The sequence below is a fragment of the Peptococcus niger genome (assembly GCF_900101835.1).
In the GTDB taxonomy this organism is placed as follows: Bacteria; Bacillota; Peptococcia; order Peptococcales; family Peptococcaceae; genus Peptococcus; species Peptococcus niger.
Genome location: NZ_FNAF01000004.1, coordinates 143,398 through 159,967 on the forward strand (window position 1 = coordinate 143,398; position 16,570 = coordinate 159,967).

Below are 16,570 nucleotides of genomic sequence, written 5' to 3' on the forward strand. Positions count from 1 at the left end.
GATGCGATATTTACGTGCGATGGTGGTTTACACCTGGGCCTTTCTTGTCTTGTGCACTCGCTGGCCCTTGTTGCGCTCCGTGGAGCGGCAGCGCGAAACAGCATTTTTATCCGCTATGAAGCGGATTTATGGGGTAGCAAGTGGCTTTGCCCAATCCATCTGCCGCTTGGCCGGTTGCCAAATTGATGTCCGCGGTGTGGAAAATATTCCACAAGACGGGTCAGTGGTTTTAATTGGCAACCATCAAAGCTTTTTTGATATCCCCATCCTGTTGGCAACGGTCCCGCGTCCTTTAGGTTTTTTGGCCAAACAGGAACTGAAAGCGGTCCCCTTGCTTGGCCGTTGGACAGAAGGCATCGGTTCCATCTTTATTCCGCGGGGCGAAACACGGAAAAGCTTGGAGGCCATTTTAGCGGCAGTGAAGATGCTGAAACAGGCGGCCCATGTATTGGTCGTTTTCCCTGAAGGAACGCGCAGTTACGGCGGACAATTGGGCGAATTTAAAGCAGGAAGCTTAAAAATAGCTACCAAATCCGGCAGTACTGTGGTACCATTTGCGATGGACGGCAGCTGGCGGGTTATGCCTAAGGATGTAAAAACTTTTACACCCGGGACAGTGCGCTTGACCTTTCTGCCGCCTATTTCACCTGAGTTGATGGCGACCAAAGACACGAAAGCCATATCAGAGGCCTGCCGTGACGCCATTCAAACTCAGTTGCTTGAGGGGGAACAAGATGGAATTGAAAAGTAACACGGCTATATTTTGCGGCCGAATGACCAAGAAAGCGCTCACCTTGGCCGGCCGGGACGGCAGCAGCTTACCTGGAAAAGTAGCGCAAACCATTGATGCGGATTTGCTGGCAAAACTGTCCGATGGTTGTCGCTGTATTTTGGTCACCGGGACCAACGGCAAGACCATGACCACAGCCCTCCTGGTTAAAGCACTGGAGGAAGTTTATCCGAAGGTTCTAACCAATGCCAGTGGCGCCAATATGCTGCAGGGCATCACCTCTGCTTTTCTGACACTCAAACGCCATGAGCGGCCGATTGCCGTATTGGAAGTGGATGAGGCGACCTTGCCTCATGTGGCGGAAGCGGTTCATCCGGAAATGCTTGTCTTTACGAATATTTTCCGGGACCAGGCAGACCGCTATGGTTCCACCGAAGGCGTTTTGGCGCATTTGCGCCATGGCGCCCGTTTAGCGCCCACGGCAACAGTTATCGCCAACGGCGATTTGCCGGCCTTTGCTGACTTGCGCATCAATAATCCGGTTCGGTATTTTGGGACCTGCCTGCAAGAGAGCCTGCCTCAGTCAGCATCGGAAAAAGAAGACGATTTCTGCCCGCAGTGCGGCGCTCCATTGAGCTATGAACAACGCACTTATGGCAACTTGGGTCGATATGCCTGCACCGAGTGTGCCTTTAAACGCCCGCCTTTGGACTTTGTCTTGGAACAAGTGGACGATGTCAGCACCCATCATGGGGCCGGCCTCATCAACGGAACGGCTGTTGAGATTAATACCGGTGGATTTTACAACCTTTACAATGCTTTAGCCGCTTTTTCCGCCGCCCGGCACTTCGGCCTTGATGCGGAAACCATCGCCCGAGGCATGCGTAAAGTGGTGCCCTTGGCCGGAAGGCAGGAAAATGTGGACATTGATGGCAAAAACGCCACCTTACACTTGATTAAGAACCCGGTAGGCTTTAACCAAATTGTCAATTTGCTGGCCTTGGAAAAAGAACCCTTTTCCCTGGCCCTCCTCTTGAACGATTTGCCCGCTGACGGTGTGGATACCAATTGGGTCAACGAAGCAGACTTTGAAAAACTGGTCACCTTAACCAGCCATCGTCCCATTTTAATCGGTGGCAGACGTACGGACGTCTTAAAAAATCGGCTGGTGCGTGCAGGGGTCGCTCCGAGCGACTTGAGCCTTTGCGAGACCATGCCGGATATGTGCCGGGCCATTGCCCAGTTGCCGACGGAAACCGTACACATTTTGCCGACCTTTACCGCATTGGCTGATTTGCGTCGGGACTTGGCCCATGAAGGCTATTTGAACTGAGTTGAATAGGGGCGCTGTCAGCCTTTTGACGGCGCATTTGAACCGGTAGCGATGACTTGACCGTAATCGCTGCCGGTCTATTTTTTGCCAAGGCTGCTCAAGGGGGAAGTGAGCTCCGAAGGGATTTGCGATAAAAATTATTGACAAAGTCTTGACAGGTGAGGTTTCAGTTTATATAATAATACATGCTGATTGTTACGGGCGGTTAGCTCAGTTGGTTAGAGTATCTGCTTGACATGCAGGGGGTCGATGGTTCGAGTCCATTACCGCCCATTCTGTAAACGGACTTTCGTTTAATCGAAGGTCCGCTTTTTTTATGGCTGTTTCCGTTATATTTTGGTATTTAGCCGACGCTGAGGCAGTGCTATGATTTTTCCTTGGCGATTTGGAAAAAATTGTTTGCCAAGGGCGATTGTCGGTGATAAAGATAAAAGGCCTGAACAAAAAAGAAAAGAGGAGAAGCATGTTAGGTTTCAAGCAAATCGAACTCTCTGATAAAGATATTCTAGATAATTTTTTTATACAAACCCAAAATCAAATCTCAGATACGACGTTTACAAACTTATACATGTGGCGTCGTTGTTATGCGGTGCGCTGGGCAGTGGTGGAAGGGCACCTGGTGGTTCAGCCCAATGCTTGGGAAAGCAGCTGGGTGCTGCCGCCATATGGGCATACCTATGATGATGACGATTTCAAAAGTGCTGTGGAAATCTTGGCAGATGAGTTTCACGATGCCGGGAAAGAGTTTGTGATTCGCGGCATTACAGAGCGAGAAAAGGAGCGGATGGAGCGCATTTGGCCTGACCGTTTTGCTTTTACAGAAGAACGGGATATTGCTGATTATATTTATAATGGTGATGACTTACGAGAACTCAAGGGCCGCAAGTACAGCAAAAAACGCAATCACTTGAATGCTTTTTTACGCGAATATCCGGATTATGAATTTCATGAATTGACGAAGGAAAATGTTCCGGAAGTCTTGGATTTTCTGGAATATTGGTATGGCGAGCAAAATAAAAGCGGCAATTTATTGGACAGCCTTTTGTGTGAGCGCGAGGCGGTTTATGATGCCTTGATGGCCCTTGATGAATTGGCCTATGTTGGCGGTTTCATACGCATTGACGGCAGGATTGTGGCCTTGACCATGGGGGAAAAGGTCAATGAGGATACGGTGGTCATCCACATTGAAAAAGCCTTTGCTGAGTATCGCGGTTTATATGCAGCCATCAACAAGGTTTATCTGAACCATTTTTGGCCGACCATTACCTATGTCAATCGTGAAGAGGATATGGGCTTGGAGGGATTACGCCGAGCAAAAGAATCTTACTATCCGGCGTATCTATTAATGAAATATAAGGCTGTGTGGAAAAATGATTAATTGGCAAATACGCCCGGCGGAAGCGCGTGATGGCGATATTTTAAAAGCCTTATGGCGCTATGCCTTTCATTCAGACGGTGAGGCCTTTGTAAAGTGGTATTTCGACACCTACCACCGGTTTTCCGAAACGATGGTGGCAACGGCACCTTCCGGGGAAGTGGTTGCTTCTTTGCAAAGTATTGAGCTGCAATTGGAAAAGAAGGGTCAATTGTTGAATACGGCCTATGTGGTCGGCGTTGACGCTTTTCCGGAAGTGCGCGGTCAGGGGGCGGTGGCGGCCTTGATGCAAGCGGCATTAGCGGATTCACCCCACCAGGGCTTGCTGCTGATGCCCTTTGAAGGGGCCTTTTACCGGCCAATGGGTTTTCGCTACATCAATCATCATGGGCACCTTGAGTCCCCTATGGCCGATTTGTATGCGCACAGCGCGAAAACAAACCTTCATTTGATGCGCTTTGCTTTGGATAAGGCGCCCATCAGTCGCTTAGACGAGATTTACCGTGCGTGGCAAGATGACCGCTACGCATTTTTTGTCAAACGGGATTCACGCCGTTGGAAGGCCCTTTTAGACGATCTTCAATTGGAGGGCGGCTACGGCGTCTTAGTGGATGACGGCCGCGATAACTTGGGCTACCTGCTGTATAATTTGCAAGACGATGCGTTCTTCATTCGGGAAATGGCCTATCGTTCAGAAGAGGCGCGCCAGGCGCTGTATCGGTATGTCACCGGACATCGCTCTCAATTGGCTCGTGTCAGCTGGTCGGCTCCTTTGGATGAACCGGCGGTGGCACAGCCGGCTGCCGGGAAATTAGCGGTTGCTTACGAGCCCTTTATGATGTGGCGGTTTTTATCGCCAGCATGTTTGCCGTTTTTTGCCGATTGTGGGCCTGAAAGCCCCTTGTGCTTTGCCTTTCAGGACGATTTTTTATCGCGCAAGAGTGTTTGGCAGTGGGACCAGAGGGGCCTTTATGAAGCAACTGATGCAAGGCCTGCCTTTAGCGTCACACCGGCCGTGTTATCGGAAATGGTATTCGGCAGCGGCAGCGTCCGCTTGCCCGGGGATGCCACTGCGCCAAGGGCTAGGGCCCAATGGGAAGCCTTGAGGGATCTCTTTCCGCGACGCCCTCTCCTGTACATTAACGAATACTTTTAATGCCGGGAGGACGGACTCGAGCGTTACAGCATAGACAATCGGCTGTTTTTTATGCTATAGTTTAGTATGATTGTTTACAAAGAACGCTGCGAAATGAGGCCTTCTCAATGAGCAGACGATTCAGGAGGCAAATATGTCAAGCAATAAGCCCATCAGCGGCGATCAACTCATAGAAATGATAACGTCGGCGGCCAATTGGCTCGAGCAAAAACGGGAAGAAGTAGACCGTTTAAACGTATTTCCGGTTCCCGATGGCGATACAGGCACCAATATGTCCATGACCATTCGGTCTGCGGCAAAATTTGTTCGGGAGCGGGCTGACGCAAAAGATATCGGTAGCATTTCTGCACAGATGGCCCATGGGGCCCTTATGGGGGCTCGTGGGAATTCCGGTGTTATTTTATCGCAAATTCTTTCCGGTATGGCGAAGGGGCTGAAGGATAAAGAAACGGCTGAGCCGCGTGATTTGGTGCATGCCTTTGCCCTAGGCGCCGATGCCGCCTATAATGCGGTCACCAATCCTATGGAAGGAACGGTGCTAACCGTTGTGCGGGAAGGCAGTGAGGCCTTGAACCGTGCTTTTCACCCGGATATGGATGCAGAAGAGGCGTTAACGGTTTTTTTACAGGCCGGCCATAGAAGCCTGCAACGGACCCCGGAATTATTGCCCGTCTTGAAACAGGCTGGTGTCGTTGATGCCGGTGGGCAGGGGCTGCTCTTTATTATCGAAGGCTTTTTAGCCGCGGTGCAAGGTAAACCGGCGCAAACGCCTGAAGTGCCTGAAAGCGCACCGGCCGGCGTAGATGATTTTGAAGACACCTTCGAGCATTTTTTTGCCGATCTGAATGAAATCATCTACCCCTATTGCACAGAATTTTTGCTTATGCCCGATGGCAGTCGTGAGGAAGACCCGATTCCCGCCTTGAAAAAATTCTTGACCGACTACGGCGACTGTATGCTTGTTGTCGGCACGCGGGAGTTGGTCAAGGTCCACATTCACACCAATGATCTGGGGGCCGTCCTGGGCTTTGCATCCGGTTTTGGTGAATTAAATGATATCAAAATCAACAATATGCGGGAACAGAACCGAGCCCTGCAGGCACAGGGACAGGCAAAACAGGTCGAAAAAAGTGAATATGCCATCATTACCGTTGCCGCCGGTGACGGATTGGTGGAAGTCTTTAAAAGCCTTGGCGCCACCTACGTCATTCATGGCGGACAGACCATGAACCCGAGCACCCAAGACTTTTTAGATGCGATGGAAGCGCATCCGGCAGACCATATCATTCTCCTGCCCAACAATAAAAACATCATTATGACCGCAGAACAAGCGGCAAAAATGGACGATTGCGATGTGCGCGTGATTCCGTCACGAACCGTTCCGCAAGGCTTGGCTGCACTCATGCAGTTTATCCCGGAGGCTGATATTGAGACCAATGTGGCGGATATGTCTGATGCCTTATCGGATGTCCTTAGTGGCGAAATTACCACTGCTGTTCGTGATACGGTCATTGAAGATATTCGCATTATGAAAGATGAATACTTGGCCATTCTTGATGGAAAAATCATTGCCGCCAAAAAAGAAATCAATGGAGCCTTGGATGCTTTGGTGGAGCAGATGGCGGAGAAAGATGTCGAGTTAATTACATTTTATAGGGGTACTGATGTGCCTTCAGAGCAAATGGAGGCCTATCTTGATACGGCAACAGAGCGCTATGCAGACATTGATTTTGAAGCATATGAAGGCGGTCAGGCAATTTATCCCTTTATTATTTCAGCTGAATAGAGAGGAGGCGGCCTATGACGAAAATAGGTATCGTTACTGATAGTACCGCAGATTTGCCGACCGCTGTGACGTCACGATATGGGATTCAAGTCATTCCATTGACGGTTGAATTGAACGGCGACCAGTACCTGGATCGTGTGACCATCAGCAATGCAGAATTTTACGATCAGCTGAGCCATTTGGCAGAATTGCCGAGAACATCTCTGCCTAAGCCGGAGCTTTTTACAGAAGCCTACCAAAGGCTTGTTGATGATGGCTGTGAGGTTATTTATTCGCTACACATATCAGCTGAGTTAAGCGGCACGGTCAATGCGGCACGACTCATTGCTCAATCCTTCAAGGCGGCAGATGTTCGGGTATGGGATAGCCGCACCGCAACAATAGGGCTTGGCTTTTTAACCCAGCTGTTGGCTGAGCGGGTTGAAGCCGGTGCCACGCCTGAGGCCTGTGATGCCTTTCTGGAAGAAGCCATACAAAAATTAAAAATTTATTTTTTACTGGATTCCTTGGATAATCTGGAAAAAGGCGGGCGTATCGGTAAAGCCGGGTACTTGGTCGGGTCCATTTTAAATATTAAACCCATCCTAATTTTGTCCGATGGCGTTATTTCAGTCCACAAAAAAATGCGTGGCAGTAATAAAGATCGGGTGATTAAAGAATTAACCGATGCTGTGATGGCAGATATTGACCCGAGCAAACCGGTTTATATTGTGGCCGGATATAACAATGACCTGCAATCGGCAGAGCAGTTTATTCATGCATTACAAAAGCGCTTGCCGGCTGCAGATCCGGATTATCTTGAACTGGGCGCTGTAGTGACCACTCATATTGGGCTGGGCGCTTACGGTGCGGGATTCTTTCAAACGGAAAGGTAGGGGTATTATGGATCGCTTAGAAGCTCAGATGAAACAAATGAAAAAACTGCAAAAACGTGGTAAAAAACAGGCTGCTCGTTTAAACAAGTTGGCACGTCAGCAAATGAAGGAACTTGATTTTTCTGCGTCGCTCGATAAATTATCCAGCGACATGCTGCCAAAAGTAAAAAAACTTCCGTTTTCAACACGGTGCAAAAACCATTGTCGCCAATTTGGCATTCTAGCTATCTTTTTGGCCATTGCCAGCGGTTTGGCTTTCTTAGGCTACCAGATTCGCCGCTCTAAACAAGAACGCCAAAATTTGCCCTATGACAGTCGTTTTGAATTAATTGACGGCCTTGATGATGACGCTGCGCATGACTTTGATTTTGGCAAGGCCAGTTTGGAAGAACTGGAAGAGGCCCTCTTACAAGTGGAAAATCGGTTGGGGGCTGTTAACGACAGCTTGAATACTTCAGAAAAATGAGCATAAGACCCGCTGGATTCAGCGGGTTTTTTGTATCCGCACTTGTAAAGGCATTGAGCGTGATAGGATTTCTTATTATTTGTGGCCATTCCAACCGGGTGGGATCTTGTAAAAAAATTTGACAAATCAGCCTACCCGTGGTAAAGTATCATAGTCAGCGACACATGCGGTTGTGGCGGAATAGGCATACGCGCACGTTTGAGGGGCGTGTGGGGAGACCCGTGCGAGTTCAAGTCTCGCCAACCGCATCAGCACTCCAAAAGAGGGGTGCTTTTTTATTACTTGGTTTTACTTGACGCTCTTCAGGGTAAATGATAAACTGTATCTATATTTTTAAAGCGTTGATGAGGACGCTGGCAATGACGTCATTTCAGAGAGTGCAGGGGTGCTGGAACTGCATATGGCGGTTTGCTGATGGCGACCACCTCTGAGCTGTCCCGGGATGACCGGGGCCGGTCCCCTCCGTTACAGGGTTTAAAGTGGGCTGAACATCAGCCAAGTTGGGTGGAACCACGGGAGATACACGCGCTCGTCCCTTTAAGGGATGGGCGTGTTTTTTATTGATCAAATAGGAGGAGTATCATGCGTATACAATTACCGGATGGACATCATTTGGATTTTGATGATGCTGTAACAGGTTTGGAATTGGCGAAAAAAATCTCAAACGGTCTGGCAAAAAAAGCCTTGGCGGTGAAAGTCAACGGTCAGGTTCAAGATCTGGACATGCCCTTGAAGGACGGCGATGCCGTTGAAGTGTTGACCTTTGATGACCCGGAAGGTGCGGAAGCCTTCCATCATACGTCTTCTCACGTATTGGCCCAAGCCTTGCAAAATCTTTACCCGGGGACCAAGCTTGCCATCGGGCCGGCCATTGAAAATGGCTTTTACTACGATGTTGACAGCGATCATCAATTTACCCCGGAAGATATCTCAAAAATTGAAGATGAAATGCGCCGGGTGATTAAGAAAAACGCCAAGTTGGTCAAAAAAACCTTGCCGCGCGACGAGGCCATTAAGCTCTTCCAAGCAAAAGATGAACCCTACAAGGTGGAACTCATTGAAGATCTGCCGGAAGGTGAAGAAATCAGTATTTATGAAATGGGCGACTTTGTCGATCTTTGCGCCGGCCCGCATATTCCACGGACAGGGTTGATTAAAGCGCTTAAAATTATGAGCCTTGCCGGTGCCTATTGGCGTGGTGACGAACGCAACAAAATGCTCCAACGGATTTATGGTACCAGTTTCCCGAAACAGGAAGCGTTAGACGATCACTTGTTCCGTCTTGAAGAGGCCAAGCGTCGCGACCATCGCCGGTTGGGTAAAGAACTGGACTTGTTCTCATTTGTGGATGAGGCCCCGGGCTTTCCTATTTTTCATGCGAAGGGTGTTATCTTGCGCAATGAATTGGAAAAATTTTGGCGCGAACTGCATGAAGCGGATGGCTACGGTGAAATTCGTACACCGCTTATTATGAGCCGTGCCCTTTGGGAACGCAGTGGTCACTGGGATCACTACAAAGACAACATGTACTTTACGGAAATTGATGAACAACCCTATGCAATTAAACCGATGAACTGTCCGGGCAGTATTCTTTTGTATAATGAGACCATGCACAGCTATAGAGACCTGCCCATTCGTTGGGGTGAGCTGGGCCTGGTTCACCGGCACGAATTGTCCGGCGCCTTGCACGGGTTAATGCGGGTGCGGGCCTTTACACAAGATGATGGGCATGTTTTTATGCGCGAAGATCAGATAGAAGAAGAACTCATTGGCGTTATGCGACTGGTCAATAATATCTACAAACCCTTTGGTTTTGAGTATTCGGTCGAGCTCTCAACCCGTCCTGAAAATTCGATGGGGTCTGAAGAATTATGGGAGCAGGCCACAGATGGTTTGCGCAATGCTCTTGAAAAAGTCGGTTTGGACTATAAAGTAAACCCCGGAGATGGCGCTTTCTATGGGCCGAAGATCGACTATCACCTGAAAGATTCCATTGGGCGGACCTGGCAGTGCGGCACCATCCAGCTGGACTTCCAACTGCCTGAGAAATTTGATATGACCTATATTGGTGAAGACGGTGAAAAACATCGTCCGGTCATGGTGCACAGAGCCATTATGGGCAGCTTGGAGCGCTTTATTGGCATTTTGGTGGAACACTATGCAGGCGCATTTCCGACCTGGCTGGCGCCGGTTCAGGTACGTGTTCTCCCGATTACCGACGACCAAAAAGCCTATGCGGATGACATTCAAGCTAAGATGCGTGCGAAAGGCATTCGCTGTGAAGTGGACCATCGTAACGAAAAAGTCGGCTATAAGATCCGTGAAGCAACGGTACAAAAAATACCCTACATGCTCGTTGTCGGTGCTAAAGAAGCTGCCGATGGAAACGTATCACTGCGGAGCTACCATGATGGCGATAAAGGCGTTGTCGCTCTAGACGGATTGATTGATGAAATTGTGAATGAAATAAAAACGCGCCGCTAGAGAGTGGCCGATGGGGAGGACAGAATGCATAGAAAGAACAAATGCCAAGGTTTAGCAGGCAATCTGTCAAAAAGTGCATACCTGCCCTTTCAGCGGGAAAGGCGGTGACGGCGGATGCCTTATGATAATCGACGTCCGTCAGGCCATCGTCCAGAGGATTACCGGCGTCGCCCGGCGTCATCTGAAAGACGCCGGGCTCCTGCCGGAACGCGCAAACGGCGAAAAAGACGCTACCGGCTTCGGTTGCGTGCTAAGGTTTTGCTGGTTCTTCTCCTGGCATTTATTCTGTTTGGCATGGGGCGGTGTGCGGCTTCGGCCATTCGGGATAAAGGCCCGGTAGAAGATACGTCTTTAGCGGTTGCCGATACAGACCAGGCGATACAGCCGAAAGATATCGCCGGCCATTCTGCCATTGCCATTGATGCGAAAAGCGGCAAGGTGCTTTTTGCAAAAGCGGCGGATGAGCAAAAGTATCCGGCCAGCCTAACCAAATTGATGACTGTATATGTGGCTTTGCAGGAAGAAAAAGATTTGGACCGGGAAGTTGAATTCACCGCCGATATGTTTGAGGGATTGGCTGAAAAAGATTTGGCCACCGCCGGCTATCAGGTGGGGGATAAGGCAACCATTGAAGACTTGCTGTACGCCACCATCTTGCCATCTGGAGCTGATGCAGCGCGTGCTTTAGCCATTGCTACAGCCGGCTCAGAGAGCGCTTTTGTTGACCTCATGAACACAGAAGCGCAATCCTTGGGCATGCGCGGGACTTACTTTAAAAATGTTACCGGGGCGCATAACCCAAAGCACATCAGTACGGCTGCCGATATGGCCAAGCTCTTGCGGGCTGGACTCAAAAACGATACCTTTGCCCAGGTTGTTCAGACCATGCACTACACCACAGGTGCCACCTCAACAGCGCCAGATGGTTTAACCCTGAATCACTCCCTGGCGCGCTATTTGGATCATTTTGATCGGGTTATGACCGACCCGCCCTTTGAAATCCTCGGTGGCAAAACCGGCTACACTCATGAAGCGGGCCTCTGTCTGGCAACAGTTGCGCGCGACCGGGACAACAATGATCATGCCATTGTCGTTGTTCTGGACGGTAAAGGAAATGCCGGTAACTATTACCCTGTCTTAAAAGATAGTGCCATCCTGTATGACGCTATTTTTACCAAAATAAAATAATAAAGGAGCCATCTCCTTCGTCACCTAGACCGAAGGGGATGGCTCCTTTAATGATGGTTCTCTATTCATATCCATAGCTACGTAAATTCGGATAACAAAGGACCGCTTACACCCTGGACCTTTTAAGCAGATAGAAAGGCTTCGGGACCAGTTGACGCAAACGCCGGATAAATCGAATGGCGGCGGGTAGTGAATCACTGGGCTATTGTTGTCAGAGGGCAGGCCTTCCTTTAGCGCTCAAAAAATAGGAAAAGCCGCTCAACTGAGCGGCTTTTCCTATGCGTCTCGAGGTGACAGGATTCGAAAAAACGAATTTAAATCCCATGGTTGAGCCATTCTTTAAAAAGTCGGTAGAGAAGTCGGTAGATGAAAGTTGTTAATATGCCTATATACGCCTAGACATAATCAGAGTAAGATGAAAAATGTAATTTTATACGAAGTTATTCTTCAGACATATACCTTGTGAATTTGTCAGATGCACTTTTTGCGCCTTTCTCCGTTACGTGAGTGTAGACACTTAGAGTGATATCAGGGTTAGCGTGGCCAAGGCGAGATTGTACTTCCTTGGGGGTTGCAGAGGCTTCGAAAAGCAGGCTACAGTGAGTGTGTCGCAAACCATGAATAGTACTCGGTTTAATCCCTAGTTCATCGCAAGCCTTAAGCATCCATCTCCTAGGCGAGTTATTGAAATCAAATTCGCCGAACACATAAGGACCAGGATAATCTAAAGCCAGTATAGTATCCAAGGTTTCTTTATCAATCGGAATCGTCCTGTGGGCGGACTCACTTTTCCCATTTCCCATTATTTTATTATTATGCTCGTCTCTTGTGAAAGATTGATTGATAACGATATAGCTCTCTTTTGCGTTTACTTTCGATTTTTCTAGCGCTGCTGCCTCAGCTTTTCTAAGCCCGGTATATACAATTAAGCGAATAAAGGCGTACACTCTCTTATCCGGATTTTTCTTCAGGCATTCCAATATTTTATTTATTTCTTCTTTTGGGTACATTAGCTTTTTATTAGTATATTTTTTGGGGGCCGGGAAAAAATAATCCTCTCTTACCGGGTAGCCACTTTCTTTTAGCATCTTATTAAAATAGTGATAATTTTTCTTGTAGGTTACAGGTTGCTTATCTCGCAGATAGAAAATGAGTTCCTGAACGTCTTCTTTCTTTAATTCACCCGTTATCTTGCTTCCCAGGAAGGGCAAGATATGATTTTGAAACAACCGGTCTACTCTGTGCCAGCTAACCGGTTCTACAGTCGTTTGGTATTGTTTAAACCACATATCAAATACTTGCTGGATCGTTCTTTTATCAGGGTTGCTATCTAGCAGCCCATTTTCTTCTATTTCAGCTATTTCTCGGGCAGCCCATAGCCTTGCCTCACGAGCTGTTTTAAAGCCCTGCTTTTTGATGGTGACTTGTTTACCCTTGTCATCCAAACCAGCATAGACATTGATTTTATATCTTTTTTCTCCGCTTTTTGTTGTATAGGCTATTGGGGTAGCCATTTTGCACGCCTCCTAAATTAAACTCGTGGGATGAATATCCCGGTTAAAGGATTAGGTCGATTGTCAAACTGTAAAGGAAGTTCCGCACCTGATCCGGCATTAGGTGCCATATTCATGTCTTCCATGATACGGATGGACTTGTCGTTGAAAACAACTACTCGGTCTCTTCCGGGGCCCATATAGGGAACATTAGTAAAACGAATATTTTTGTTTGCTAATTCAGGGTATTGGGCTTTAACTAAATTAAAGGTATTGCTATTGCCTGCACCACCGAGGGTTCCATTAGGGTTTACAGTGACCCAGCAACGGCTATCATAAGCACCACGCCAAACATAACTGTCTCTTGTGAGTTGGATGGCGCTATAGGTGGTTCTGGGAAAAGGTTGATCAAATGGTTCAAGTTTTCCAACTAGAAGGTAAGAGTTGTTGGATTGGGGTAGCAGAGTTAAAGTCCAGTTGCTTGGGTCTTGGATTGATTGGGGGCTATAGACAACACAAGAGTAAACTTGTGGCACTTGGCTATCTACGTATGCCGTTTGCATATTCTGCACCCAATCTACCCGGCTCCCAAGGGATTCAGAGATATATCTTAGAGGTACCATCGTTCTGCCGTTTACAATTTTCGGATTAGTTAGGGTGACGATTTTACCGTTCAGATTGCCTGTAACTGTCCGAGTATTTCCATCCCAATCAACAGTAGCACCTAGCGCCTCAAAAATTGCTCTCATTGGCACGAAAGTGCGCCCATTTTCAATGAAAGCAGGTTGGGAGAGGTATAGGGGTCTGTCCTTTACTACAACGCTTGCAGCGTGAGCAGGAATGGCTGAAAAGAGTAATGCTACGGCAGCGACTGATGCAACAAATTTCTTTTTCATATTTTTCTCCTTTTTTTTATAAATTTTAGACAAGAATTGTTGACTTGCAAATGCCAATACATTATCTTATGATTAACTTAGAAAAAGAGGTGATTTTATGGCAAAAACAGCAAACTTATATGCTCGTATTGAACCGGAATTGAAGGAGCAGGCGGAGCATATATTAAACTCCTTAGGACTTCCTCCATCCAGTGCAATCACCATGTTTTATAAACAAGTAGTTTTACAACAAGGGCTTCCGTTTGATGTAAAACTAGACTATAGGAAACCGGTTAATATAAATTCCATAAACAAAGACGAATTGAACATGGAATTGGAAATGGGGTATCAGTCCATTCTATCGGGAGATGTAAAACCTGTAGACGAGGTTTTTGAGTCGTTACACAAGGAATTCAACCTATGAGGTATAAGGTGTCCATTTCGCATGAGGCTAAAGAAGACTTGCGAGGTATTTATGCCTATATTACGTTCAATCTCCTATCACCGGGAAATGCACAAGGACAAATTAACAGTTTAGAAAAAGCGATATTAAGTCTTGATGAGTTTCCATTGAGACATCGCTTAGTGGATTTTGAACCTTGGAAAAGTCGAGGACTTTACGTCATGCTTTGTGATAATTTTTTCGTTTTTTATATCGTAGAGGAAGAAAAACAGGAAGTTTTCATTTCACGAGTTCTATACGGGAAAAGGAATTTCAAAGGCGTTTTGGGTGAGTATAAAAATTCAGAGGATAGAGATAAATAATTTTTAGAGCTTCTTTTTTAGGAGCTCTTTTTTTTGAGCCATTTTAGCTCAATGGAATTCTTTTTGGTTATATTTAAACAGTGGGTAGTTGTGCAAAAAGCGTATGCTCACAGTCCAAAATAATACGCAAAGGTACTTAAAAATGCACAAAAACTGTGCAAGTAGGGTGCGGAGATGGTGCAAAGAATGAGCTTCTTAGCCCTTATTAGGGCTATAAAATGGCTAAAGACAGTGCAATTAGCGTGTAGAATAGGTGTAAGCATAGTGCATGAAGAGTGTAGGTGCAGTGCAAGAAGGTGCAGGAAGCGTGCGAAAAGGGTGTGGAAAGGGTGCGGAAAAGGCCCAAAAGCTGTGCAATACTTGTGCAAAGTACCCCCTGAAATGCACAAAAATTGTGCAATACCGGTGCGAAAATATCCGAAAAGTATCGTGCAAGGGTGCATATATCGTCTAAAAATAGTGCAAAAACGGAAGGAGTAGTGCAAAACCGTGCAAGGAAGGTGCAAATAATTATCACCCTTAAGGAATAAAAGGAACAAAAGTTCGTGATTTTTGTTACAAAACGTGCAGAAAGGGTGTTAAAACTGTGCGAATACCGTGCAAAAACCCACTGGGTTTTTTAGGTTAGTGATAATGATAATGAATATGATAATGATAATGTTTATATAAAACATATATAAGTTCAAATTTGTCATTTGAACTTGTTTTACTCATTATCCTTTTGCCAGGTAGAAATACTTATACGAAGACCACGCTGAGAGGATCAAAATAAATATAGCCTCCCGGAAACTCCTTAAATAATCCAAAGCGCTGCTTATATTCTTCAAGTGCCTCTCTTAAAAATATGTCTGAGACACCTAGATACTCAGCCAGCTCCCAGCTTTCCATTCCCTGGCAGTCAACAGCTGCTTTAGCTAATTTTTCCAAAGGAAGCAGCTTTTGGTGAGTCCAAAAACGAGCTGTTTTCTCCTGCCGTCTGTTTTCGGGGTCATTTGGATCTAAGATATTTCCATAGGTTGTATAGTGGTGACCTAATTCTTCAGCCAGTATGCAAGTTCTTTCGTCATAATCAATGGACGTATCTACAGCAATAATACCATCCACGTATAAGCCTTTTAGGTTGTCGGTGAAATTAAAATCACAAATTTCGATATTTTCAGAATAAATATCCTCAAGAAGCTTCTCTTGTGCATTCATAACGGCCTCCTTTGTTGGTATTATTCCCTGCTCAGGCTAAATCATTTCTTCTTCCGAAACTTAATATAGTCAAGAAAGTCTGTGATATCCTCCATGTCCTTATCGCTCAATTTGGTGCCTTGCAAGTGGGCTGCAATGGTTTGAATCGGAGATGCTGGCTCGTCTACAGCTTTAGCAACAGCGTCCTCTTCGCCCATCGTCTCCAGTAAGTTGGTAAGGGACATACCTAACCCTTTAGCAACTGCGTTGTAGGTATCAAGTGTGGGGGAGAGAGGCTTGCCTGCGCGACTGCTGATATTACGCTCTAGCATAGATATATGCCCCTTGCTAAGGCCTGATTTATCTGCAAATTCTTGTATGGTGATGAGGTGTTCTATGCGGTATTTGCGAATTAAATCCCCTAGTGAATCAGTCATTTAGGTCACATCCTATTCTTGTGATGTTAAGAAGATGAAACATTTTCTGGGTCTATTGTACAGCTTGTTGAACAAAAAGTAAAGACGAATTCACCTGTTGACCAAAAAGAACTTCTGGTGTACAATCTGTTTAGAAATAGAATATATATAACTCTTTAAATTAAAGCGGGTGACCTGCTTTTAAATACTAAAACGATAAACAGAAAGGTGTGTATGACATGAGATACGCAGTTAAAGAGGCAAGGGAAGCAGTAGGAATGTCCCAAGAGGAACTGGCCAAAAAGGCGGGTATCAGCAGGACAACACTTTGGAGAATGGAGCAATCCGATGCAGATAGATTTGGCGTGAAGTCTAAATCTTTAGCAGCGGTAGCTCGGGCACTTAACAAGCAGGTAAGTGATATTTTTTTAGTTTAAAGTTTCTGTAATTGA

Annotated in this window: 16 protein-coding genes, 2 tRNA genes and 1 other annotated feature; of the genes, 14 read left to right on the forward strand and 4 right to left on the reverse strand. The window is 46.7% G+C overall.

The window, feature by feature from the left end:
- The first annotated feature begins 1 nt into the window (after position 1).
- The 11 genes from BLQ16_RS04745 (at position 2) to BLQ16_RS04795 (ending at position 11,393) form a co-directional block, all read left to right on the forward strand.
- Positions 2-751: a lysophospholipid acyltransferase family protein gene (locus BLQ16_RS04745; protein ID WP_091791602.1), complete on the forward strand. Its 750-nt coding sequence runs from the start codon at positions 2-4 to the stop codon at positions 749-751.
- On the forward strand, positions 735-2,063 hold the full coding sequence (locus BLQ16_RS04750) for a MurT ligase domain-containing protein (RefSeq protein WP_091791603.1): 1,329 nt from the start codon (positions 735-737) through the stop codon (positions 2,061-2,063). The genes BLQ16_RS04745 and BLQ16_RS04750 overlap by 17 nt, the downstream gene beginning before the upstream one ends.
- 199 nt (positions 2,064-2,262) lie before the next feature.
- Positions 2,263-2,336 (forward strand) — tRNA-Val (locus BLQ16_RS04755).
- Between the two features lie 190 nt (positions 2,337-2,526).
- Positions 2,527-3,441, forward strand: coding sequence for a DUF2156 domain-containing protein (locus tag BLQ16_RS04760; RefSeq protein WP_091791604.1), 915 nt, complete (start codon positions 2,527-2,529; stop codon positions 3,439-3,441).
- A complete protein-coding gene (locus BLQ16_RS04765; protein ID WP_091791605.1) occupies positions 3,434-4,594 on the forward strand; it encodes a GNAT family N-acetyltransferase in 1,161 nt (386 codons plus the stop codon). The genes BLQ16_RS04760 and BLQ16_RS04765 overlap by 8 nt, the downstream gene beginning before the upstream one ends.
- A gap of 133 nt (positions 4,595-4,727) precedes the next feature.
- Positions 4,728-6,380, forward strand: coding sequence for a DAK2 domain-containing protein (locus BLQ16_RS04770; RefSeq protein ID WP_091791606.1), 1,653 nt, complete (start codon positions 4,728-4,730; stop codon positions 6,378-6,380).
- 14 nt (positions 6,381-6,394) lie between these two features.
- On the forward strand, positions 6,395-7,255 hold the full coding sequence (locus tag BLQ16_RS04775) for a DegV family protein (protein ID WP_091791607.1): 861 nt from the start codon (positions 6,395-6,397) through the stop codon (positions 7,253-7,255).
- Between the two features lie 7 nt (positions 7,256-7,262).
- On the forward strand, positions 7,263-7,721 hold the full coding sequence (locus BLQ16_RS04780; protein ID WP_091791608.1) for a hypothetical protein: 459 nt from the start codon (positions 7,263-7,265) through the stop codon (positions 7,719-7,721).
- A 166-nt stretch (positions 7,722-7,887) separates the two neighbouring features.
- A tRNA-Leu gene (locus tag BLQ16_RS04785) sits at positions 7,888-7,969 on the forward strand.
- Between the two features lie 84 nt (positions 7,970-8,053).
- Positions 8,054-8,261, forward strand: a binding site (T-box leader).
- A 39-nt stretch (positions 8,262-8,300) separates the two neighbouring features.
- Positions 8,301-10,205, forward strand: a complete 1,905-nt coding sequence (gene thrS / locus BLQ16_RS04790; protein ID WP_200781885.1) for a threonine--tRNA ligase — start codon at positions 8,301-8,303, stop codon at positions 10,203-10,205.
- Positions 10,206-10,319: 114 nt separating this feature from the next.
- Positions 10,320-11,393 carry a D-alanyl-D-alanine carboxypeptidase family protein gene (locus BLQ16_RS04795; RefSeq protein WP_091791610.1) on the forward strand — a complete coding sequence of 358 codons (1,074 nt, stop codon included), beginning with the start codon at positions 10,320-10,322 and terminating at the stop codon, positions 11,391-11,393.
- A 440-nt stretch (positions 11,394-11,833) separates the two neighbouring features.
- On the opposite strand, the gene BLQ16_RS04800 is transcribed toward BLQ16_RS04795, so the two are convergent.
- Positions 11,834-12,907: a tyrosine-type recombinase/integrase gene (locus BLQ16_RS04800; RefSeq protein WP_091791611.1), complete on the reverse strand. Its 1,074-nt coding sequence runs from the start codon at positions 12,905-12,907 to the stop codon at positions 11,834-11,836.
- A gap of 17 nt (positions 12,908-12,924) precedes the next feature.
- Entirely contained in the window at positions 12,925-13,782 is an 858-nt protein-coding gene (locus BLQ16_RS04805) for a copper amine oxidase N-terminal domain-containing protein (RefSeq protein ID WP_091791612.1), read from the reverse strand.
- Between the two features lie 97 nt (positions 13,783-13,879).
- Between BLQ16_RS04805 and BLQ16_RS04810 the strand changes: the two genes are divergently transcribed.
- Together BLQ16_RS04810 and BLQ16_RS04815 are read left to right on the forward strand one after the other, a co-directional pair.
- Positions 13,880-14,185 (forward strand): type II toxin-antitoxin system RelB/DinJ family antitoxin, encoded by a 306-nt coding sequence (locus BLQ16_RS04810; RefSeq protein ID WP_091791613.1) that lies wholly within the window; start codon positions 13,880-13,882, stop codon positions 14,183-14,185.
- An 8-nt stretch (positions 14,186-14,193) separates the two neighbouring features.
- Positions 14,194-14,526 (forward strand): type II toxin-antitoxin system RelE/ParE family toxin, encoded by a 333-nt coding sequence (locus BLQ16_RS04815; protein ID WP_341443778.1) that lies wholly within the window; start codon positions 14,194-14,196, stop codon positions 14,524-14,526.
- Positions 14,527-15,264: 738 nt separating this feature from the next.
- Here the strand turns inward: BLQ16_RS04815 and BLQ16_RS04820 are convergent.
- Positions 15,265-15,723, reverse strand: coding sequence for an ImmA/IrrE family metallo-endopeptidase (locus BLQ16_RS04820; protein ID WP_091791615.1), 459 nt, complete (start codon positions 15,721-15,723; stop codon positions 15,265-15,267).
- Between the two features lie 41 nt (positions 15,724-15,764).
- Entirely contained in the window at positions 15,765-16,139 is a 375-nt protein-coding gene (locus tag BLQ16_RS04825; protein ID WP_091791616.1) for a helix-turn-helix domain-containing protein, read from the reverse strand.
- A gap of 218 nt (positions 16,140-16,357) precedes the next feature.
- Here BLQ16_RS04825 and BLQ16_RS04830 point away from each other — a divergent pair, with 218 nt between their 5' ends.
- The gene (locus tag BLQ16_RS04830; protein WP_091791617.1) at positions 16,358-16,555 is read left to right on the forward strand and encodes a helix-turn-helix transcriptional regulator; all 198 of its coding nucleotides are present in this window, start codon (positions 16,358-16,360) and stop codon (positions 16,553-16,555) included.
- Positions 16,556-16,570: the final 15 nt, after the last annotated feature.

What these genes read in the sequence shown, in the direction of transcription:
- BLQ16_RS04745 (WP_091791602.1), top strand. Translation starts at nt 2, where the DNA reads ATGCGATATTTACGTGCGATGGTGGTTTACACCTGGGCCTTTCTTGTC.
- BLQ16_RS04750 (WP_091791603.1), top strand. Translation starts at nt 735, where the DNA reads ATGGAATTGAAAAGTAACACGGCTATATTTTGCGGCCGAATGACCAAG.
- BLQ16_RS04760 (WP_091791604.1), top strand. Translation starts at nt 2,527, where the DNA reads ATGTTAGGTTTCAAGCAAATCGAACTCTCTGATAAAGATATTCTAGAT.
- BLQ16_RS04765 (WP_091791605.1), top strand. Translation starts at nt 3,434, where the DNA reads ATGATTAATTGGCAAATACGCCCGGCGGAAGCGCGTGATGGCGATATT.
- BLQ16_RS04770 (WP_091791606.1), top strand. Translation starts at nt 4,728, where the DNA reads ATGTCAAGCAATAAGCCCATCAGCGGCGATCAACTCATAGAAATGATA.
- BLQ16_RS04775 (WP_091791607.1), top strand. Translation starts at nt 6,395, where the DNA reads ATGACGAAAATAGGTATCGTTACTGATAGTACCGCAGATTTGCCGACC.
- BLQ16_RS04780 (WP_091791608.1), top strand. Translation starts at nt 7,263, where the DNA reads ATGGATCGCTTAGAAGCTCAGATGAAACAAATGAAAAAACTGCAAAAA.
- BLQ16_RS04795 (WP_091791610.1), top strand. Translation starts at nt 10,320, where the DNA reads ATGCCTTATGATAATCGACGTCCGTCAGGCCATCGTCCAGAGGATTAC.
- BLQ16_RS04800 (WP_091791611.1), bottom strand. Translation starts at nt 12,907, where the DNA reads ATGGCTACCCCAATAGCCTATACAACAAAAAGCGGAGAAAAAAGATAT.
- BLQ16_RS04805 (WP_091791612.1), bottom strand. Translation starts at nt 13,782, where the DNA reads ATGAAAAAGAAATTTGTTGCATCAGTCGCTGCCGTAGCATTACTCTTT.
- BLQ16_RS04810 (WP_091791613.1), top strand. Translation starts at nt 13,880, where the DNA reads ATGGCAAAAACAGCAAACTTATATGCTCGTATTGAACCGGAATTGAAG.
- BLQ16_RS04820 (WP_091791615.1), bottom strand. Translation starts at nt 15,723, where the DNA reads ATGAATGCACAAGAGAAGCTTCTTGAGGATATTTATTCTGAAAATATC.
- BLQ16_RS04825 (WP_091791616.1), bottom strand. Translation starts at nt 16,139, where the DNA reads ATGACTGATTCACTAGGGGATTTAATTCGCAAATACCGCATAGAACAC.
- BLQ16_RS04830 (WP_091791617.1), top strand. Translation starts at nt 16,358, where the DNA reads ATGAGATACGCAGTTAAAGAGGCAAGGGAAGCAGTAGGAATGTCCCAA.